Consider the following 19,677-nt stretch of genomic DNA (forward strand, 5'->3'; position numbering starts at 1 on the left):
TCCGTGGAGGTCACCTTCCCATGCGCACCACCCGCATAGCCGTCGGTGCCGCCGTTCTCGGCGCGCTCGCTCTCCCGCTCGTCTCGATCCCCACCGCCAGCGCTGCCACCACCGTCAGCAGCTGTGCGGCCAAGCCGCTCCCGTACACGGTGCACACCAAGGCGGTGACGATCCGCTCCAGGGCGTCCGCCAAGGCGACGGCGCTCGGCGTGCTCTACCGCAGCCACACGTTCACCGTCCACAAGAGCAGCGGGAACTGGCACTACATCACGGACAAGACCACCGGCGTAAAGGGTTGGGTGTCCAAAACGTATGTCTACCGCGACGTCGCCATGTGCCTGGACTAGCAGACCGACCCGCAATTCCCTTGTCCGGCAACCGAGTCCACGGACATTCCCCCCCGCAGGCCGGATACGTGGTGCAGATTTCCCCGCCCCCGAAAACGCCAAGGAAAGGAGCCTTGCTGTGCCCGAGTTCAGCGAGGACGTGATGGGCGTCGTCACTGAGCGGATCGAGGCCCGCTTCCAGATGCCTCTCGCCGATCTACGCAGGGCAGTCCAGGCGGCACCCCAGGCCAACCCCGATGCCACCAGCGTCGTGCACTGGTACGGCCTGCTCGCCGAATCCCAGGACGCGCTCGACACCGCGGAGGACGCGCTCGTCGCGGCGCTCGGCACCCAGCCGGGCGAACTCGACGACCCCGCCATGGAGTTGGCACATCAGGTCAACGCGGCGGTCGCCGCACGGGACGGGCGCGTGATGGTCGTGGACTACCTCCTCGACCCCCTCGCCCCGGGCAAGCGCGGACCGGGCGCCTGGCGTGGCACGGAACCCGCCGCGCGCCGAGCACCGGCGCTGCCCACCTCCGCGCCCGCACTGCCCGGCACGCGGGGTGTCCCGGCGCGAGGGGCCGCACGATGAGCGTCACCGACAAGTCCACCAGTCGCGACACCGCGCTGGAGGAGGCATTCGGCGCGTCCGTCGCCGAACTGTACGCCCAGGCAGCGCACTTTGAGGCCGGCGCCGCCCTCCATCGCGCGCTGGAGCTGCGCGGCTTCCTCGCCATCGCCGAGGAACAGGTCGTCTGGGTACGGGACCGCGTCCGCGCTGGCATGTCCGCCGACCGCGACCTGGGCGAGCTGTCCGCCGAGGACCTGCGCATGGACGCCCAGTGGCTGGAGGCGGCGCTGGCCGGCCGCAACGGCTACGTCGCCGCCCTCGACGACCTCCTACGGACCATGCCCGATCCCGGCCAACGTCCCACACGGCCGGTGCAGTTCGCCCAGCCGAAGATCACCGCCACTGTTCCGCCCGCCCCCAGTACCGGTGCCGGGGTGGTGCAGGCCCGCCGTCCCTGAAAGCCCGCCGATTGCCCCAGCCCGATGCGGCTCACGCCGTCTCCGACATCATCGCCCAGCGCATCGAGGCGCTGTACGGACAGCCGCTCGCCGAACTCGAAGTCCTCGCCGACAGCACGCCCGACGCCACGCTGCTCGGCGCGCTCACCGGCAGCCACAGCGACATGGTCCTCGCCGAACGCACCATCGCCTTCCAGCTGGAGAGGCTGCGCGAACTCACCACCCCTGAAAGGGAGATGGGCCGCTTTGCCGCCGGCCACATTCTCGACTGCGCCCGCCGCATCGCCGAGTCCGTCGCCATCCGAGACGCCTGCGCCAGACACACCGGCGCGGTCCTGGCAGGACTACGCCGCGCGCCGGCCCCGGAGTCCGAGCCTGCGATGCCACCCACCCCTGCCGCCCCGGCGCCCGCCACGTCCCGCACCCGCTGATCTGCCCTGTACTGCTTGAGGAGCCCCGTCCTTGGCCACCACCGCTCAGCCCCCCACCACCCCGAACGACCTCGCCAGTGTCACCAAGACCCTGGATCTGCTCGCCCCGCGCTGGAGCGTGTGGGTGCTGATGACCCTGTCCTCTCAGCCGCTGCGCTACGCCGAGATCAAGCCGATGCTGCCGTGGCTCGCCGACGGCCAGCTCCACCCCCGCCTGCGCCACCTCACAGGCGCCGGCGTGGTCGAACGCACCGAGTACGCCCCGCGTCACGTCACCTACGGCCTCACCGGCCGCGGCGCCGAGCTGCTGCCCGTCCTGGCCCAGATCGCCTCCTGGGGCGATACCCATCTGGAGAAGCAGCTCGTCGCCAGCAAGGCCACCGGCGAGCTGGAGCCCGAGCGGATCGCCCCGGCCCAGAACATCGACGACGCGCTCGCCCTGATCGCCCCACGGCACGCCACCCCGATCCTGGTGACCCTGCAGGCGAGGGGCCGTGCGAGCGCCAAGACCCTGGCCGCCGAGGCCATGCCCGGCTATGGACTGACCGCCGTCTACAAGCCCCTGGACCGCCTGGTCGCCGACGGCCTGGTCACGGCCGCAGGCAGCGGCGACTTCCAGTTGTCCGCCAGCGGCCAGGCACTCGGCCCCGTCTTTCAGGCCATCACCACCTGGGCTGCCCGCCCGCCCGCCGAGACCGACCCGCTTCGCCGGCGAGGCAGCGCCCCGTCCCAGACCCGCTCCGGCCCGTGGGCGACCACCCCGGCCCGCCTTCCGGCACCCGCAGTTCCGGCCGCACCGTCTGCCGGCCCCGCCCTGGCCACCACACCCCCGGCCGGCCCGGCGTGGAAGCCCGGCGACCTCTTCTCCCACCAGATACCCGCCCGCCCCATCACCCCGGCAGGAGGTCCCCGCCGATGACCGCCTCCCCGCGCGCCGGCATCCTGCGTGAACGCCGTGCGATGAGGGCCCTGACCCTGCCGGGCCTGATACGCCTGGTCACCGAGATCGACGACAACGGCCCCATCAGCCGCCACCGCGGCAGCCTGCAGGGCGCCCTCGGTGACCTCGAAACCGGACAACTGCGCCACGCCATCGACACCGCCCGCGACCTCGGCCTCATCCACGCCCGCGGACACGCCCAGGCCCGCTACCAGCTCACCGCGAGCGGCCAGGACCTCGCCGAGCTGTACGACAGCGCCGCACGCTGGGCCCGCACCCGCCAACTCCCCAGCCCGGCCAGCGACTTCATCGCGCGCGTCCAGTACGCCCTTCAGCCGCAGGACGGCGGCCCGGGGCGGCCTGGCGCAGCGACCGAACCGTCGGCACCCCACGAGGCGCTGTCCGAGTGGCTCACGGCGCACCCCCGCGTCCTGCACCAGGACGTCGCACGCTCCTCCCACGCGGCGCAGGAATCGGGGCGCGCTGCGTGAGATCCCGTGTCGGGCCCCGGCACGCCCGCCGGCCAGTCCCCACTGCGCTGCGCGGCATCTACCTGCCGCGCAGCACGGACGCCGCGGCGTCCGCCATGGCCACCTACGGCATCCCACTGCTGGTGCTGGCCACCACCGACTCCGCCGCCCTGACCGGCCTTGCCTTCGCGTTGGAATGGGTGCCGCGACTGAGCACGTTCGCCTTCGCCGGGGCGTTGGTCGACCGCCACGGCACCACCGCCGTGCTCCGCCTGGCCTCCGCGGGCCGGGCCCTGGTCGTCCTGGCCGCCGCATTCATCTTGCCGACGCAGGCAGCGGGATACGGCACGACGGTCACCGTCATGCTCCTCGCCGCGTCCACCGGGATCCTCACCGAATGCTCCTACCTCGCGGCCGAGACCGCGGGCGGGATCGCCGGCCGCGAGGCCGGTGAGCGCGCCCACCGCGTTCAGTCCGTCCTGCTCGGCATCGACCAGATCGCCACCCTGGGCGGCCCCGCGCTCGCCGGGCTGCTCCTGCAGCAGGCCCACGCCGCCGGAATGCTGATCGTGATCGCCGCCTTCTCGCTGCTCACCAGCCTCCTGGCCCCGCGCCAGCGCCACCAGAGCAAGCCCGCAGGGCCGCAGCCAGCCATTAGCGGGCTGCACACCGGCTGGACGACCCTCCGCGCGCTACCAGCTCTCGGCTGGCTGGTGACCGGACTGGCCATCTCCAACCTGACCGTCGGTCTGCTGCAGGCCGCCACCCCGGTGATCGTCGTCAAGCAGCTCGGACACTCCCCGGCCGACGTCGGCCTCATCTGGTCGGCAGCCGCCATCGCCTCTCTCCTCGCGATCGCCCTGTGCCGCCGGGCGATCGAGCGCTTCGGCCTGTGGCCCATCGGCGCCGTGTCCGCCACGATCGCCGCCTCGGCGTGTATGGCGGTCTCCTTCACCGACACCTACGGCACCTATCTCGCCCTGCTCGCCGTCCTCATGGCCGGCGAGGGCGGCCTGACCGTCGTGCTGCGCACCGTGCGCTCCTGTCTCATCCCCGCCCCGGTGTTCGGCGCCACCCTGTCGCTGACCATCCTGCTGCTCCTGCTCCCCTTCCCCCTCGCTGGTGTCCTCGTCGCCGCCGTGCCGCCCGCGCAGCTCGGCCACGTGATCACCCTGTGCGCCGCACTGCAGGCCCTGGGCCTCTTCGCCGCCTTCGCCCGGCTGCGCACCGCTCCCGCCCTGCGCACCTCTTTCGCCTGACCTCCCGGAACACCCCATGGAGACCGCCGCCATGCCCACATCCCGCACCCTTGCCGGCCCCTACGCCCTGCCGGTAGCCCGACCGTCGTTTCGAGCGGGCTCGCGCCCGACGCTGACCGACCGCTTCCTGGCCTTCGACGCCGAGCACCCCTACGTCTACCGCGCGCTGGAGCGTCTGACGGCCGACCGGCTCGCCGCCGGCGCCACCCGGGTCGGGCTGAAGGCGTTGTTCGAGGACGTGCGCTGGCAGCTGCCGACGGGCGTGCGCGGACTGAACAACTCCTTCGCCTCCCTGTACGCCCGCAGGTTGATCGACGACCACCCCCAGTGGGCGTCAGCCTTCGAGCTACGCCGCCGCCGCACCCCCTGATCCAGACGCCCTGCCTCAACTCTCCCTTCCCCCACACCGTTTGGAGCCTTGTTGTCCTCTCGCCCTGTCGTCCTGATCGTTGCCGCAGCCGACATGGAGGCCCAGGCGTATCGCGGCACCTGCCTTCAGAACGTTGCCGCCCACTACGACGTCGTCCTGATCTCCGGCGCCGAGCCGACCTGGGAGAATGAGTTCCTCCTCGACTACGAGATCGCCGACCCCGCCGACCAGGCGGCGCTGACCACGGCCGGGTACGCGCTCGCCGAGCGGCATGAGCTGGCCGGCGTGATGACGTGGACCGAGTGGTACCTCGTCCCCGTCGCCCGCCTGGCCCGCCGACTCGGCCTGCCCACCACCGCTCCGGAGGCCCTCCAGGGCTGCCGCAACAAGCACACCAGCCGCAGCCTGTTCGCCCGCCACGGGGTGCCCTCCGCCGCCTCCGTCAGCGTGCGCACCGAACCCGAGGCGCACGCTGCCGCCCGGTGCATCGGCTTCCCCGTCGTCCTCAAACCCGCCGCGCACGCCGCGAGCATGGGCGTCATCCGCGTCGACACCGCCGACCAGCTGCCCGTGGCGTACGCCTTCGCCGCCAAAACCGCCGACCATGGCGTGGAAAGCACCCAGGTCCTGGTCGAGGAATACCTCGACGGCCCGGAAGTGAGCGTCGAGTGCGTCACCCACCAGGGGCAGACCACCGTCGTCGCCGTCACCCGCAAGACCGTCGGCATGCCGCCCCACTTCGAAGAGTTGGCGCACACGGTCGACGCGAACGACCCGCTTCTCGCCACCGTTGCCCCGGCCGCCGTCGCGGCCATCGACGCCCTAGGAGTCACCGACGGCGTCAGCCACATCGAGATCCGCGTGGTCGACGGCCGCCCCCGGCTCATCGAGGTCAACGCCCGGATCGCCGGCGACATGATCAGCCACCTCGTCCACCTGGCCACAGGCGTCGATCTCGCCCGCGTGGCCGCCGACATCGCCTGCGGACGTACCCCCGACCTGACGCCCACCCGCCGGCAGGCCGCAGCGATCCGCTTCATCTACCCCGCATACTCCGGCACCCTCACCGCCCGCCGGGTTACGGAACCCACCGGGGGAGTGGAACGCGTGTGCTTCCAACGGCAGGCCGGTGACCCGCTCCTGCTGCCCCAGGACGGCGGCCACCTGTTCACCGCCCGCATCGGCTACCTGATCACCACCGGACCGACCGCCACCGTCGCCCAGGCCCGAGCCCAGGAGGCGTACCGCAACCTCGACATCCAGGTGGATCCGGTCGCGCAGGAGGCCCCGGCCACGCGGGAGAACGACGCGTGAACCAGGCCGCGGCGCCCGAACTGGCGCGCAGCCGCCGCCTGCTGACCGGGTACTTCGCCGGACTGGGCGTGGTGATGGCCGTCTGGGGCGCGCGCATACCCGCCGTCCAGAACACCGCCGGGGTGAGCACCGCCGGGCTCGCCCTGATCCTGCTGGCCGCCGCCCTCGGCATGGTGGCCGGACTCCAGACCGGCGGACGCATCGCCCATCCGGCCCGCCTGCCCACATTGCTGACCGGCGGTGCCCTCGCGCTAGCCGCCTGCCTCGCTACCCTCGGGGCCTGTCACAGCCTGCACATCCTCCTTGGGGCGGCGTTCGCCTTCGGCGCCGCACACGGCGTCCTCGACGTCGCCGTCAACGCCGCCGCAGTGCGCTGCCAGGACGCCCACGGGCGCCCGATCATGGGCCGGTTGCACGCGAGCTACAGCCTCGGCGCCTTCACCGGCGCCGCGCTGGCCGCAGCAACCGCCCAGACCCCGCACGCCGTCCTGTTCGCCGGCGTCGCAGCCACCGCCACCGTGGCGGCAGGGACAACGACACGGCTCACCCGCACGCTGGCCAGCCCCGGACTTGAGCCCGTACACAACCGCGTGGCACGGGGCTTGGACCAGGGCGCGGACCTGCCGCGTCCTCGGCTGTGGCTGCTGGGCGCGCTCGCGGCAGCAACGCTGCTGGGCGAGGGGGCTGCCGCCGACTGGGCCGCCGTCCACCTGCACGACCTCGGCGCGTCAGCCGCGACCAGCGCCGCAGCGTACGGCCTCTACAGCGCCGCCATGGCCGCCGGTCGCCTCGTGGGAGATCGCCTCACCGCCCGGTTCGGTGCTCCCGCCGTCGTCCGCACGGGGGCTGCCCTGGCCGCGCTCGGCCTCGCCACCGGCCTCGTCGGCTCCACCACCGGCTTCGCCCTGCTCGGGTGGACGGCCTTCGGTCTGGGGCTGTCCGTCACCATCCCCAGCCTGATTACCGCCGCAGGCATCGGCGGCCCGCGTGCGGTCGCCACCGTCGCGGTCACCGGCTACGTCGGCCTGCTCGCCGGACCTGCCCTCATCGGCGCCCTCGCGACCGTCACCGCCCTGCCGAACGCACTGCTGCTGCCCTCCCTCCTCGCCGCAGCCGTCGCTGCCCTCGCCCCCAAAGCCCTGGAGAAACCCGCCCCTTGACCCACAAATCCGTCTCCCACAACGACGTGGACGCCCTGATCCTCGACTACAACGGCGTCCTGGGCCGGCAACCCACCACCGCCATGTGGACCCGTCTCGCCGACCTTGCCGAGTGGCCCGGCCGGCACCTGCCCTCGTTCCAGGACGCCTTCTGGGCGCCCCGGAATGCGTACGACGCGGGGGAGTTGAGTGATCTCTCCTATTGGGCCAAGGTTCTCGGACACCACCCGGGCGCGCGGTGGCTGCGTACGCTGCGGGCCGCTGATACCGCCATGTGGACCCGCACCGACCCGCGCGTCCTCGGCATCCTGTCTCGCGCCCGGGCCGCGGGGGTGACGATGGTGCTGCTCTCCAACGCGCCGGCCCACCTCAGCAAGGTCTTGGACGCCACGGAGTGGCGGCGCGAGCTGATGGCCGACGCTCTGTACTCCGCCCGCCTGCACCTGTGCAAGCCCGATCCGGCCGCGTACGAACACGCCCTGGCGGCCACCGGCATCGCCGACCCGGCACGCGTGCTGTTCATCGACGACCGTGACGACAACTGCCGGGCCGCCGCCGATCTGGGCCTGCGCACCCTGCACTACACCGGCCAACCCGCAGACCTGGAACAGCAGTTGCTGCCCGCCCTCGCGAGCCGCGCCGGTTCCTGACCGCGCACCGCGCCGCTCACCACCGCCCCGAACCCTGGACTTTCGTGCCCGACACCGAAGAGATCGACGGCGACGTCTATGTCTCCCCCCGCTACCTCGCCGGCAGCACCTGGACCGGAGACCCTGCGCTGAAGCCGCTCCTCGCGCTCGGTTTCGACCACCGTGACGACGACCTCGGCAACGTCTATGTCACTGCGCCCGACCACCGCATCCGCCTCGGCTATCTGCCCGAGGGAGACGACGACGGACTGTGGCGGATCAACGCCTACCGCGACCGATTCGGCCCGCCCGCCTGGGGCGTGAGCTTCAACGACATGGCGCCCACGGAGTTCGTCACCGCCTTCACCACTGTCCTCGCCCAGGCGTACATCGCCGGCCCCGACACCTACCTCGCCGAGCCCGATCTCAAGGACCCCGAACTCGGCGCCTTCGGCGCCGTCGTCCCGCTGATCAAGAACAGCTGGCAGTTCCAGCAACCGCGCTGGGGCGTGATCGCACTACAGCCCCCGGACGGGATGGCCACCTGCCAGTACACCACCAACCGGCTTGACCCCGAGCAGGAACTCACCACCCTTGAGGCCCGATGGCACCTATGGGGTGGTCCGAAGAGCGGCTACGCCCGCTGGTACGCCACCGCCACCACCCACACCCCCATCGCCTTGGTCAAGGCCATCACCCAGAGCGTCTGCGACCCGGCACCCCTGCCGCGCTGGAAGGACTCGATGCTCCCGCGGCTGCGCGAGGCTGCCCAGCTCACCCCCGTCACACCGCCCCCGCTGCCGGTTCCGACCCCTCTCGACGTCCAGAACGCCGCCGCCCGCCGCCCACCCGCACTCGGTACCCGAAGCGTCCCGCGCTGGAGCACCACCAGCCTCCCCGTCTCCGCCCCACGTACCGCCGCGCGCCGCTGATCCGCGCCGCCCGCGACCAGCAACTCCCGTCCGATGAAAGGACCTTGTGCCGCTCAGCCCGCTGGACGATCTCGACGACCACGACGTGGTCGAAGTCCTGCCCCGCCACCTCGCCGGCCCCGGCGTTCACGACCTCGCCGACGTGTGGCCCGTCCCCTTCGGCCAGGACTGGACCCTGACCCACTCCTCAGACGGACCGGCCATTGCCGTCAGCCCCGGCATGCGCCTGCTCGCCGGACACATGCCCTCCGAGAGCCATGTACGCGGTGGCGAGTGGCTGGTCGCCGCGCACAAGGACCCCTTCCGGCCGGCCACCTGGACGGCCACGCTCGACCGCAGCACCCCCGTCGAGCTCGTCCGCGACCTGTACACCGCGGTGATCGCGCTGTGCGAGGCGGACAGGCGGGGTGAACGCGATCTGCTGCGCCCAGACGACGTCCGCCCCCAAGACGTATACCTGCCGCTGCTCACCGCAGGCTGGCACCACACGGTCACGACGGACGGGGTCCAGTACTTCCGCAGCCCAGACGGCTACGGCGTGCTGCAACACGCCTACGTGCAAAAGAACGGGGCAGCACCCCGATGGTCTGCGTGGGGTGGGCCACCGGACCACCCGCTGTGGAAGGCCACCTTTTCCCCCGCCGCACCCGCCTCCCTGGTCGCGGCATTCACCTCCTCTCTCGCCTCACCCGTGCCGCTCGCCCGCGCCGTGTCGAACATCCCGGCCGACACACGCCTCTATCTCACTCTCCCCGCCACCTTGACCGACTCTGTCGCGCACCCGGGCGCCCCGGCGCAGAGCCGAGCGACCTCCGCGCCGCCCTTGCCGTCCGCGCACACCTCGGAGGCCGGGGCACCGGGCAACGCACCCACGCAGTCCGCCCTTTCCGCCCCGCCGGTTGGCCAACGGAGGTAACCGGCCCCGCAGAACCGCCCGCTGCCCAGGAGTACCACCACCGTTGTCCCTGCACGCCCAGCACTTCTTCACCGACCTGCTCGCCCTGCCCGTCCACCAACGACGGGTAGTCGGCGACACCTGCTACGCGGTCATCTCGCCCGACTCGCCTCTGAGACTGCGCATCGAGTTCGCCCAGACCGTCCGAGAACGCGAGTACAGCGGCCTGCGGCTGAGCATCCTTCACCCGGACCACGGCGCCCTCGACCACGCGTACCTGTCCTTCGCCGACCACGGAACCTTCGCCGTGCGCGATTCCCGCCGCGGCAAACGGCTCGGCCATGACGGGTACGGCGTCATACGGGACTGGCACCACGACGACACCTCACCCTGGATCGGCGCCGCCGTCATACCCCTGAGCCACGCCATCCAGGACTACCTGAAGATCTGGACGCCCGAACCGTCACCAGCCAGCAGCGCCGACAGCGCACAACGGCGGCCGGCGCATGTCGATACGGAACCTGAGCCAGCCCGGGGATGCTGGCTCACCGACGCCGACTTCCTCACCCGCCTCCACCAGGCCACGCCGCTCTGGCTGGACATCGTCGCCGACGCTCTCGACGACGACTTTGCACTCCCTGAGGCACTGACCGGAAGCAGCGAACACGTCGCCCAACTGCTCGGCATTCCACCGGCGTTCGGCCTTCTTATCGAAGCCGAGGCCGCCGCGCGGATCGTGCACGCCGCCGGCCTGTCGGCGGGCGCACTGCGCGGTGTCTCCGTCGCGCAGGGACTGTCGCACATCGCGACATTGCCCATCGAGGACCAGCACCACCTCGTCCAGACTGCCGCCCACAGAAAGGAGACCGACGCCCCCGCGCATCTTCCCGGGCCATCTCGTCCGCCCCTGCCGCCCCAGCCGTCGCCAGCCCGGACCCGCTGACCGGCCTCATCCCGCTTGTACCCCCTGCCCGCGTCCCCTCCAGGAGAACTCCTTCTTGTCTATCCGTTCCGGCCGCCGCCTGTCCGCCGTGGCTGTCACCGTTGCCACCGTGACCGGCACGTCGGCGTTGGCCCCGGCTGCCTCCGCGAAGACCCCCGAGCCGACCCCGTCCACGTCCGCGGCTCCGCTGAGCGCGGCCGGGAACGGCAGCGTCACCATCCTGAAGAAGGACCCGGACGGCGATGTTCTCGCCGGTGCCACATTCACCCTGCTCGACTCCACCGGCAAGCAAGCCGCAAGCGGCACCACCAACGCGGAGGGCCAGCTGGCCTTCCAGGACCTGGCACCCGGTGTCTACCGGCTCAAGGAAGTCGCCAGCGGCAGCCCGCTGTACGAGGTCGTCGACGACCAGGACGTCATCGTCACCCCCGGTGCCGACACCCCGCTGACCATCACCGACCCGTTCGAGGCCGCCAAGGTCCTCCTGCAGGCCAAGGACGACAAGACCGGCAAGCTCTTGTCGGGCGCGACCGTGAACATCGGTACCGGCGACTCGACTCTGCTCACCATGACCACCGGCGCCAAGGGCACGGCCTCCGGAGAACTGCCGGTGTCGAGTCGCAAGACGCAGTTCTGGGTCAAGGAGATCAAGGCCCCCGCCGGCTACAAGCTCTACAGCCCCTCGAAGAGCTTCACGGCCGGGCCTGGCACTCCGGTCACCGTGACCGTCACCAACTCCAAGGCTGTGACCGGCTCGAGCCCTGTCCCGACCCAGAAGCCGACAAGCCAGCCGACCAGTACAGTGCCCACGACTGGCGGCTCCGCCACGACATCCGAAAGCCCGACGGGGCACACTGCGATGGACGCTGGCTCCTCACCGGCGGCCGACGCGTCCCGCGAAGCCACACCGAAGACCCAGACCGGCTCCCTGGCCCACACCGGAACCGACGCCACCCCGTGGCTCCTCGGTGGTGCAGGACTCCTCGTCGCCGGAGGCATCGCGATTGTCGTCGCCGCCCGCACCCGCCGCAGCGACCGTGACGAGAACTCCCCGTCCAGCAACGGCTGATACGACCGACCACCTCTGACACCAAGGCCCGGGAGTCCCTACCGACTCCCGGGCACGTCGTCATCCCGGATGGTGGCGACCGCTATCCGGCCCAACCGATATCGCGAACCTCGATGGCCCCCGCATGCGGCATGTACTGGAGCCAGCAACGGCCTCCGAACGCCTCGCGGATCTCCTCGGCGCTGCCGAGATCCCGTACGTCCGGCCACGCGCGCGGGTCCGTGCGCACCAGCTCGACGAGTTCCAGGACCTCGCGCCGCGCCTCCTCTGGCAGCTCGCCGATCACGTCGGAGGCCAGCTCTTCCATCACCACGCCGTACCGCATCGCGTATCTCCGTGCTCGTGATCATTTCTTGGCACGGTACGACTTAGTCCACAACCGTGTGCCGGCCTGTGGATAACCTCTGGCAGGGACTGTTCAAGTCGCGGATTCGGCGATCGGGCCGTGGACCGGGCGGATGGTGTTGCGACCGCCGGTGGCACTGATGCTCGCGCAGGCCCGCGACCGGGTGTCCGCTTGCTCAGCGGCGTAGTCCGGCAGCGCACGTCATGGCCAGGGTTTTGATCTGTCCGTTGTCCACTGGAGGCTGAACTGGCAGGGGGCCTGTGGCTGTTGGTCTGGCGAGGCTGGTCGCCTGCGACCTGAGGTGGCGCCGAGTAGGCCACGCGGTTGGTCGTGGTGCGTGCCTTCGGGGGAATCGCTTCTCTGCTGGGATGCGCCAGGGGGTGTTGCGGTGAAGGTTCGGCCATGGTCAACCTGCCGAGGATTTCGCCCATGCTCGCGTCACCGGGCCGCCTGCCGCTGCCGGGTGGCGATGAGCGGTGGTCGGTGGAGACCAAGCAGGACGGTCAGCGGGCCATTGTCTACGTGCCGGGGGACGGGACGGTGGAGTTCCGGTCCCGGTCGGGGGAGAACATCACCGCCGCCTATCCGGACCTGCATGGGCTGGGCGCGGTGCTCCGGGGCGTGCCGGCGGTCCTGGATGGCGAGATCGTCGCCCTGGACGAGCAGGGGCGAGCGGATTTCGAGCGGTTGCAATCGCGGATGGGCCTGGCCCGTTCCCCTGGGCTGGCGGCCCGCCGAGCCGCGTTCGTCCCTGCCCACCTGGTCGTTTTCGACGTGATGTTCCTCGGCGGCGACAGCCTCCTGGAGCGGCCGTATGGCGAGCGGAGGCAGGTGTTGCGCTCGCTGGATCTGGTCGGCCCCGGCTGGTCGGTCCCGGACGCTGTGGTCGGTCACAGCGCGGAGGCGCTCGACGTCACCCGGGCCGCGAACGTGGAGGGGATCGTCTGCAAGCGGTTGACATCCCGGTATGAGCCGGGGGCGCGTTCCCGGTCGTGGATCAAGATCCGCAACGTGCTGACCACAGACGCGATCGTCGGCGGGTGGGTGCCGGGCAAGGGACGCCTGGCAGGCCGGCCCGGGGCGCTCCTGCTCGGGCAGCGGCAGGAAGGGCACTTGCGGTACATCGGCAGTGTCGGCACCGGATGGAGCGACCGCGAGCGGACCGCCCTCGCCGAGCTGCTGCAGGTCGCCGCCGTGACGTCCTGTCCCTTTGCCCCGGCACTCCAGATTGCGGGTGCCCGCTGGGTGCTGCCGCGCCTGGTCGGCGAGGTCGAGTACACCACCCGAACCCGGGCCGGCTACCTCCGCCATCCCTCATGGCACCGACTACGCCCGGACCTCGCTCCTGAAGACGTCCTGTGACCTCCAGACGGGCCCGGACGCACGTAGTGGCATAGGCGCAGAGCCGAGCTGTGGTGTGCGCTGGTTCTCGTCGCTCGTCACGCGTGTCGCCGTACAGCTGTATCGCTGATAGCCGTCAAGGCACACCGTTACGCACGCACGTAAGTCGCAACGGCCCGCGCCAGAGTGAAGGTGTCGCGTTCCCTGTCAAGTCGTTGTGTTCACTGAGCTCATTCAGCTTGGTTGCGTGGAAGAGGCAGAGACGGTCCCACAGCTCGTCCCACGTCTCCGGTGCTTCCTCTCGCTCCACCTGATCCAGGAGCAGTGGCACTCGCCCAACCGACCCGTGAGCATCGACCACCTGCGTCCAGTCCGTCACGAGGGCATTGAACTGTCCCCACAGCCTCGCTGCCAACCTGCAGAAAGGCAGGGCCACGAGCTCCCGAATCATTGCGGGGCAGCCCTTAGGTATCCGTTACATGCCACACCCGTTACATTGGGTCTCCGAGCGTAATGGGTGGTCGCGTCGGCCCAATGTGGTTACGGCGTGATTACACACCACAACCTTGCCGCCCGTGATCACCTGGCGGTCGTTCTGGTGAAGGTCGTCCGGTCGAGTAGCGGTGCTTCTGGGGGGAATGCCAGGTTGGACGAGATGGCTACCGGTGCGGAGTCCGCAGGTACAGATGGTCGCCCTGCTTCGACGCGAACTCAGCACGCCATTCGATTGCTAGTTCTGCTCGATGGATGTGGTACGCCGAGTGTGGATGGAGACCCACCCGGAACGATCAGGTCGGTACGAAGCGAACTGCGGCTCCAAGCGATGGACTTCTGGCTGCGAAACCCGGACTACCTCGCCGATGAGCTGGTGTCGATGGTGGAAGCCAGCACGGCCGACGCTGGTCTCCTGAACACAGCGCGGTCGCTCTTGGACGATCCAGAACCTGACCTTCGCTGGTACCCGATGCCGCGCTGGTTCTTCGGCGCATACGAGCAGCTCGATGATGCTTTCTCCATCCTCGAAACGTACGGCCTCGCCACGTTGCGCCGTGCCGGGCAGCCAGGCAAAAAGAGCAAGCGCAACCAGTTCTTCCTGACGCAGGCCGGGGCCGCTGCGGTCGCTGAGCTCGCGAAGGATCCGACTCTGGGCTGGTACGCCAAGCAGGTGAAGCTGGTCGCATTGGTCGCGGGGGACGACGGTGGGCAGGCACTGAAGGACCGGCAATACCGGCAGGCCACGTACGCGGGGACGGAGCTGGGGGTGTCCATTGCGCCGATCGCTCCGCGGGTGCGCGAACGGCTGGATGCGCTGAGCGCTTCCGCGCCGGCATCGGCTACTGGAGGAGTAGGTCAGGAAGGAGACCAGACGTGAGTGCTCTCGGCAAAGAGGTTGTTGACATCCTGGCCAGGCGACGGGCAGGCGGTTCGCTGAGCCTCGCTGTTGACGAGGTTGACAAGATCCTCAGCGGACTCGGCGTGCCGCTCGGCGGCACCAAGGCAGTTCCCGTGCCGCTACGCGCGACGCGGATGCACTTCCGTGGGACGAAATGGCTCGAACCGGATCACCCCGGCGCCCATGGACACCCGTTGGTCGATGTAAACGATCTCCCTGAGTGGATCCGACCGGTCGTCGACAAGTACTCACCCGCAGCGATCTCGGCCGGAGAGGGCGAGGCGGCGGAGGTCGATAAGCAGGCAGGACCGAAGGCGCGGGTCCCATTTGACTTCGAATGGTCCCCGCAGCCCGGTGTCAACGGGATTGGCTCGGGCCGGAATCTACGCGGCAAGTCAACCCTCTTGAACGTTCTCATGTGGTCGCTGACCGGCCGGTGCCCGCAGTTCCAGAACGATGTCCGCAGCTGGATCGAGCACGTTGAAGTCGATTGGCAGGTCGGCGCGGAGCGGCTGCGGGTGGCTTTCGATGCGGTGGACGGGGCGGCCACCGGACAAGTGATCAGGATCATGGGGGTGGACTCGGACTCCAGATCCACGGTCCTCGGGCAGTTCGACGGCGCGGACTTCGAGGGCGTCATGGGCTCGCTGATGATGACTCGGCTGAGGTTGGAGAACATCCCGGTCTGGACGGACACGGCGGCTCGGGTGCACGCGTGGCCTTCGTACTCCAGTTCGTTCGTGGTCCGCGCGAACCAGCTCGATCCGATCGTCGGCAACGAGCAGACCATCGGCCTCCGAATGATGCAGATGTTCATCGGTACGGACTGGGCACCGGTGCAGGCTGCGGCAATGACGGCGCGGCGCGGCATGGACACGGCACGGGACGCCGCGAAGGGCAAGGCGCAGGCGGCTGGCGAGGCGGTAGAGGCGAGTCGAATCGCGGCGGAGAAGCAGGTCCAAGATCTTCGAACGAAGATTGGGAACCTGCCCGCCGGGACGCCGGACATGCAGGTGGTGCTCGACGCCGCAACCCGCGCATCCGACCTCGCACGAGAGAATCACAGGCTTGAGACAAAGCTGATCGCGCAGACTTCGCTGGCCGGAACAGCACGTCAACAGCTCAAGGCGGCGAAGGCTCGGGTGCATACCAACTACGAGGACGTGCTCGCCGCCAGGTTCTTCCATCACATGCGTCCGTCGGTGTGCCCACGCTGCGCGGCGCAGGTCACTCCAGAGCGACAGGCAGCGGAACCGGACAAACATGAGTGTTCGGTGTGCACCAGTGAACTGAATCTGGAGGCCCTCCAGTCCGATGTCATCGTGGCCGCGTCCGCGCCGGATGAGTTCGTGACCGGCCTGGTTGCGCGGACGTCCGAAAGTGACGGCGACGCCGCGGATGCCGAAGAGGGCCCCCTGGACGAAGTTGAAGCGGCGCAGGCCGCGGTGGCCGCGGCCGAAGCCGCGGTGGCGGAGTTGACTGCCGAGATCGCGGCGCTGACGACGGAGCGGGAAGAGGCGGCGGCGCGGGCAGAGGTGGGGAGCGAACTTTTCACGGTCGCGGGTGAGCGTCGCGTGCTCGAACTCGACTTGGCCCGCGCCGAAGGCGCCCTGGGGGCGTTGACCCGGTCAAGCGACCCGGAGTTGATTGACCCGGTCGATTCGACGCACCTCGCCGTCGTGGAAGCAGCCGAGCAGGTGCTGAAGAAGTGGGTGAAGAACGACCAGGATCCGATGCTGGTCCAGATCTCCGCCGACATCGAACGCCTGACGCAGAGCTTCGGCGCCGATAACCTCAGTGATTTTACCCTCAGCGGCGCAGCGAACATGACGCTTCGAGAGAACGGCGTCAAGCAGACCTACTCCGGGCTCACAGCCGGCGAGAAGCTGCGGGTCAAGATCGCGACCGCCATCGCCCTCATCCAGCACGGTTACGTCGAGGGCATCGGCCGCCACCCCGGGTTCCTCGTCCTGGACTCGCCCTCCGCCGAGGAAATGCCGGAGGAGGACCTCGCCACCATGGTCAGGGCACTGCGGGAGGTCGCAGGCGAAGCCGAGATGCAGATCTTCGTCGCTACCCGCAACGCCGCTCCCCTCCTTGATCTTCTTCCGCAAGCCAACCGGGTTGTCGCGGAGGGTAACTCCTACGTGTGGTGAGAAGCTGAACGGTGGTTGCTGACGAGAGGAAAGCCATGAGCGGCAGTGCGGCGGTTGAGCTGGAGAAGGACCTCACCGCGCTCCTCTCGGCAAACGCTGGAGGCCCGCCGGTCGAGGGCGCTTTCGCGGCGCTTGGTGGCTGGGACCGACTGGCTCGGGAAGCCTCTGACCTCACCGACAGTCCGGTGCTTCCGCCTCTCGTCCACCTGGTCGCGCACGAGGCAGCCAACTCCAGCAGCCGAACCGACAGCTATCCGGCAGCATTGCGCCGCGTATCAGCTGCTGTCACATCCACCACGAGTCCGGCCATCCTCACCGACAGCTTGGAGGCTCTGCTTACCAGTGGACCCGCGCTGAACGAGGTCGGCGCGGGTCTGGCCAAGGCCCTGGAGGATGCTGTCCAGGAATTCCTTGACGTGCCGGATCCGGACAGCCGTGCCGCCCTGAGAACGGCAAGCGCACTGGAGGCCCGCACCCGACTTGCCCTGTGCGGGATCGGATCACCATTCGCACTGCTAGCCCTTCTGGAACGCTTCGATGCACCGGTGCCGAAGCCGCTCGGCACCGCAGTTGTCCGCGCCGTCGGTGTTGCCGTCGACCACTGGCCGCACGCCGCGAGCCTCGCCAGCGTTGTCCGCCTCGTCGCTGGCATCGACCCCCCAGCTGGCCAGCCGCGCCCAGGTGCCGACCCCGAGGGCGTCGCCTCCGACGCCGCATGGGTACTGGCGGGTATCGAACTGGTCAGCGCACTCCGCGCCGCGGACCTGCCGCTCATGCTGAACAACCTCGAAGCCTCCGCAAGGTACTTGCAGGTCGCCTGGGACACCTACGAGCGTGAGGACGCGAGCATCCTCTTGGCCGTAGTCGAAGTGCTGTGTGCGCTCCTCGCCGAGTCCTCGCCGAGGCTGCACGTGGCGGCCCTGTCGGCCCCTCGGCTCGAACCACACGCATTGGCCGACCTGGCTGAGCGGATTCGCCGGCTCAACGTGACGTCGATTGGGCTGAACCACTGGTACGGGGATCCGAAGCGAGCGGCGCTGCTGGCGTGGACTCAACTGGCCGACGACCTGGGAAGGCTCCGGGAAGAGTTTCAACGGGATAGCTTCTACAAGGCCGAGGTCGTTGTCGACGACCTACTCCAGATATACCTGGGCTCGCGCTCTGCGGCTGTCGTCTCTCACAAGGAGGACATTGACGGCCTGCTCAGGCTCGTTCAGCCGGTCATCGAGTCGGGGTTCGCCAGAACGGCGGGCCTTCTGTGCAACCTCGAAGATCATACCCACGCCTTGGAGCAGGAAGCCGCGACCGCGGCGGGCGACCGTGAACGCGAGGTCACCGAGAAGCTCGCCGCCGCGCAAGCGGTCCTTCGAGGGGCGAAGGCGCAAGCATTGGCAGGTGCAGGGCCGGGAAAAGGCCATAGTGGCACAGCCACCGAGTCGCTGCCGCAACCCCTCAACCAACTCGTCCTGCCCGGATCCGCAGCAGCGATCGAACTTGCCGAGAAAGTGTCGCCCGAGACCCTGGCTGAACTCGCTAAAGCAGTCAGCGACAAAACCATCGGCAGGCACAGCCTCAACCTGATCGAGGCCGAGGTCTACTCCGGGATCCGAACGTGTCTGGAGACGAGCCCCGACTACGTCGGGGATCCGAAGGATGCAGTGGACGACGTTCTTCGGCTGATCATCCAGTTCGTCAGCTCACGGACCAATGCCCAATCGGACCTGTACCCGTATCTGTTCGACCCGAAGGCCGTCGAAGGCCACATCCACAAGGACCTCCTCGACTACTTGAAGTCCAGTAGCCTCGGCGCGATCGTTGAGTTCGAGGTCCAGCACGTCGGCGGCGGGCGAATCGACCTGCGACTCAAGTTCAGCGGATTCAGCATCTGCATCGAGATGAAGGTCGATTCGATGAAGCAGCCCTTGAGTGACAAACAGGCGTACCTCAAGCAGGCGGTCACATATCAGACCACGGACATCCGAATCGGATTCCTGGTTTCACTGCGCCACAAGGCGTTCGATCCCACCGGGGCGCCGCCACACCTGAGCGCGCTCATCGGGCATACGGCTTTCGATGTGCCAGGCGACGCGGTCCCGAGGCACATCGTCACCGTCGGCGTTCCTGGCAGCCGGACCAGACCGTCGGACATGAAGTAGGGCCGGCTCGGTCCAGTCGGTGGAACCAGTCGCATCCTCCGCGACTGCCGCCTGAAGGCGACGGCGTGCACCACGCCACGCTCGGCATCGCCCGCTTGCACAACCTCGCCCTCACGGGCCGAGCGAGCGCCCCGCCCAACAGACAGTCGCACTCATGCCGCCCGGAAGATCATTTACGGGGACAACCCTTAGGTGAAGGCTCAGGGCCGGTCCCGGTAAGCCTCGGGATCAGGCCCACCCTGGAGTTCCTGAGCGAGCTAGAAGGCCGCGTGTGCCACACCGTGCCTTCCCAAGACGCCGGCCTGACCGCCGACGAGGTCGCCGCGGCGATCCGGGCCAACCCCCACATCGCCCGTGCCGCAGCCGCCGCGCTGAAGACGACAACTGCCTGAACAGAGGCCATCCCAAAGGCATGGAGAAACCTCCAGGGCGAGTTTCCTTGACGTACGGACGCCCGCCTCGGGCGTGCCTCAGCTTTCGGTCAGGTGCCCGGGTGGGCGGCACCAACCTCGTGA

At 69.4% G+C, this 19,677-nt stretch carries 20 protein-coding genes and 1 pseudogene; 20 read left to right on the plus strand and 1 reads right to left on the minus strand.

The window, feature by feature from the left end; genetic code table 11:
- Positions 1-20 precede the first annotated feature (20 nt).
- The 15 genes from ACFZDJ_RS13940 (at position 21) to ACFZDJ_RS14010 (ending at position 11,770) form a co-directional block, all read left to right on the plus strand.
- Positions 21-347, plus strand: coding sequence for an SH3 domain-containing protein (locus ACFZDJ_RS13940; protein WP_391058870.1), 327 nt, complete (start codon positions 21-23; stop codon positions 345-347).
- A gap of 118 nt (positions 348-465) precedes the next feature.
- Positions 466-921 (plus strand): hypothetical protein, encoded by a 456-nt coding sequence (locus tag ACFZDJ_RS13945; RefSeq protein WP_391058873.1) that lies wholly within the window; start codon positions 466-468, stop codon positions 919-921.
- On the plus strand, positions 918-1,358 hold the full coding sequence (locus ACFZDJ_RS13950) for a hypothetical protein (protein ID WP_391058876.1): 441 nt from the start codon (positions 918-920) through the stop codon (positions 1,356-1,358). The genes ACFZDJ_RS13945 and ACFZDJ_RS13950 overlap by 4 nt, the downstream gene beginning before the upstream one ends.
- An 11-nt stretch (positions 1,359-1,369) precedes the next feature.
- On the plus strand, positions 1,370-1,789 hold the full coding sequence (locus tag ACFZDJ_RS13955; RefSeq protein WP_391058879.1) for a hypothetical protein: 420 nt from the start codon (positions 1,370-1,372) through the stop codon (positions 1,787-1,789).
- A gap of 31 nt (positions 1,790-1,820) precedes the next feature.
- On the plus strand, positions 1,821-2,708 hold the full coding sequence (locus ACFZDJ_RS13960; RefSeq protein WP_391058882.1) for a winged helix-turn-helix transcriptional regulator: 888 nt from the start codon (positions 1,821-1,823) through the stop codon (positions 2,706-2,708).
- Positions 2,705-3,220, plus strand: coding sequence for a hypothetical protein (locus ACFZDJ_RS13965; protein WP_391058885.1), 516 nt, complete (start codon positions 2,705-2,707; stop codon positions 3,218-3,220). Before ACFZDJ_RS13960 ends, ACFZDJ_RS13965 begins: the two co-directional genes overlap by 4 nt.
- Complete coding sequence (locus tag ACFZDJ_RS13970) at positions 3,217-4,458, plus strand: MFS transporter (protein ID WP_391058888.1); 1,242 nt, start codon at positions 3,217-3,219, stop codon at positions 4,456-4,458. The genes ACFZDJ_RS13965 and ACFZDJ_RS13970 overlap by 4 nt, the downstream gene beginning before the upstream one ends.
- A 31-nt stretch (positions 4,459-4,489) precedes the next feature.
- Entirely contained in the window at positions 4,490-4,828 is a 339-nt protein-coding gene (locus ACFZDJ_RS13975) for a hypothetical protein (RefSeq protein ID WP_391058891.1), read from the plus strand.
- A 93-nt stretch (positions 4,829-4,921) separates the two neighbouring features.
- Positions 4,922-6,142 carry an ATP-grasp domain-containing protein gene (locus ACFZDJ_RS13980; RefSeq protein ID WP_391059170.1) on the plus strand — a complete coding sequence of 407 codons (1,221 nt, stop codon included), beginning with the start codon at positions 4,922-4,924 and terminating at the stop codon, positions 6,140-6,142.
- Entirely contained in the window at positions 6,139-7,302 is a 1,164-nt protein-coding gene (locus ACFZDJ_RS13985) for an MFS transporter (RefSeq protein ID WP_391058894.1), read from the plus strand. Before ACFZDJ_RS13980 ends, ACFZDJ_RS13985 begins: the two co-directional genes overlap by 4 nt.
- Positions 7,299-7,952 (plus strand): HAD-IA family hydrolase, encoded by a 654-nt coding sequence (locus ACFZDJ_RS13990; RefSeq protein WP_391058897.1) that lies wholly within the window; start codon positions 7,299-7,301, stop codon positions 7,950-7,952. The genes ACFZDJ_RS13985 and ACFZDJ_RS13990 overlap by 4 nt, the downstream gene beginning before the upstream one ends.
- Positions 7,953-7,996: 44 nt before the next feature.
- Entirely contained in the window at positions 7,997-8,863 is an 867-nt protein-coding gene (locus ACFZDJ_RS13995) for a DUF317 domain-containing protein (RefSeq protein ID WP_391058900.1), read from the plus strand.
- A 46-nt stretch (positions 8,864-8,909) separates the two neighbouring features.
- Positions 8,910-9,779, plus strand: coding sequence for a DUF317 domain-containing protein (locus ACFZDJ_RS14000; RefSeq protein WP_391058902.1), 870 nt, complete (start codon positions 8,910-8,912; stop codon positions 9,777-9,779).
- 43 nt (positions 9,780-9,822) lie between these two features.
- Entirely contained in the window at positions 9,823-10,701 is an 879-nt protein-coding gene (locus tag ACFZDJ_RS14005) for a hypothetical protein (protein ID WP_391058905.1), read from the plus strand.
- 55 nt (positions 10,702-10,756) lie between these two features.
- Entirely contained in the window at positions 10,757-11,770 is a 1,014-nt protein-coding gene (locus ACFZDJ_RS14010; protein WP_391058908.1) for a SpaA isopeptide-forming pilin-related protein, read from the plus strand.
- A gap of 82 nt (positions 11,771-11,852) precedes the next feature.
- Here ACFZDJ_RS14010 and ACFZDJ_RS14015 read toward each other — a convergent pair whose 3' ends face one another.
- A complete protein-coding gene (locus tag ACFZDJ_RS14015) occupies positions 11,853-12,095 on the minus strand; it encodes a hypothetical protein (RefSeq protein WP_391058911.1) in 243 nt (80 codons plus the stop codon).
- A 423-nt stretch (positions 12,096-12,518) separates the two neighbouring features.
- Here ACFZDJ_RS14015 and ACFZDJ_RS14020 point away from each other — a divergent pair, with 423 nt between their 5' ends.
- From ACFZDJ_RS14020 to ACFZDJ_RS14040, 5 genes and pseudogenes are all read left to right on the plus strand, one after another.
- Complete coding sequence (locus ACFZDJ_RS14020; protein WP_391059173.1) at positions 12,519-13,478, plus strand: ATP-dependent DNA ligase; 960 nt, start codon at positions 12,519-12,521, stop codon at positions 13,476-13,478.
- Between the two features lie 802 nt (positions 13,479-14,280).
- Positions 14,281-14,829, plus strand: coding sequence for a hypothetical protein (locus tag ACFZDJ_RS14025; protein ID WP_391058914.1), 549 nt, complete (start codon positions 14,281-14,283; stop codon positions 14,827-14,829).
- Complete coding sequence (locus ACFZDJ_RS14030; RefSeq protein ID WP_391058917.1) at positions 14,826-17,006, plus strand: ATP-binding protein; 2,181 nt, start codon at positions 14,826-14,828, stop codon at positions 17,004-17,006. The genes ACFZDJ_RS14025 and ACFZDJ_RS14030 overlap by 4 nt, the downstream gene beginning before the upstream one ends.
- Positions 17,007-17,017: 11 nt before the next feature.
- Positions 17,018-19,162 carry a hypothetical protein gene (locus tag ACFZDJ_RS14035; protein ID WP_391058919.1) on the plus strand — a complete coding sequence of 715 codons (2,145 nt, stop codon included), beginning with the start codon at positions 17,018-17,020 and terminating at the stop codon, positions 19,160-19,162.
- A gap of 24 nt (positions 19,163-19,186) precedes the next feature.
- A pseudogene (locus ACFZDJ_RS14040) lies at positions 19,187-19,281 on the plus strand (IS5/IS1182 family transposase); the annotation flags it as partial.
- Positions 19,282-19,677: the final 396 nt, after the last annotated feature.

Origin of the sequence: Streptomyces sp. NPDC007896, from assembly GCF_042959425.1 — a bacterium.
Classification (GTDB): domain Bacteria; phylum Actinomycetota; class Actinomycetes; order Streptomycetales; family Streptomycetaceae; genus Streptomyces.

What these genes read in the sequence shown, in the direction of transcription:
- ACFZDJ_RS13940 (WP_391058870.1), top strand. Translation starts at nt 21, where the DNA reads ATGCGCACCACCCGCATAGCCGTCGGTGCCGCCGTTCTCGGCGCGCTC.
- ACFZDJ_RS13950 (WP_391058876.1), top strand. Translation starts at nt 918, where the DNA reads ATGAGCGTCACCGACAAGTCCACCAGTCGCGACACCGCGCTGGAGGAG.
- ACFZDJ_RS13965 (WP_391058885.1), top strand. Translation starts at nt 2,705, where the DNA reads ATGACCGCCTCCCCGCGCGCCGGCATCCTGCGTGAACGCCGTGCGATG.
- ACFZDJ_RS13975 (WP_391058891.1), top strand. Translation starts at nt 4,490, where the DNA reads ATGCCCACATCCCGCACCCTTGCCGGCCCCTACGCCCTGCCGGTAGCC.
- ACFZDJ_RS13980 (WP_391059170.1), top strand. Translation starts at nt 4,922, where the DNA reads ATGGAGGCCCAGGCGTATCGCGGCACCTGCCTTCAGAACGTTGCCGCC.
- ACFZDJ_RS14015 (WP_391058911.1), bottom strand. Translation starts at nt 12,095, where the DNA reads ATGCGGTACGGCGTGGTGATGGAAGAGCTGGCCTCCGACGTGATCGGC.
- ACFZDJ_RS14020 (WP_391059173.1), top strand. Translation starts at nt 12,519, where the DNA reads ATGGTCAACCTGCCGAGGATTTCGCCCATGCTCGCGTCACCGGGCCGC.
- ACFZDJ_RS14025 (WP_391058914.1), top strand. Translation starts at nt 14,281, where the DNA reads ATGGACTTCTGGCTGCGAAACCCGGACTACCTCGCCGATGAGCTGGTG.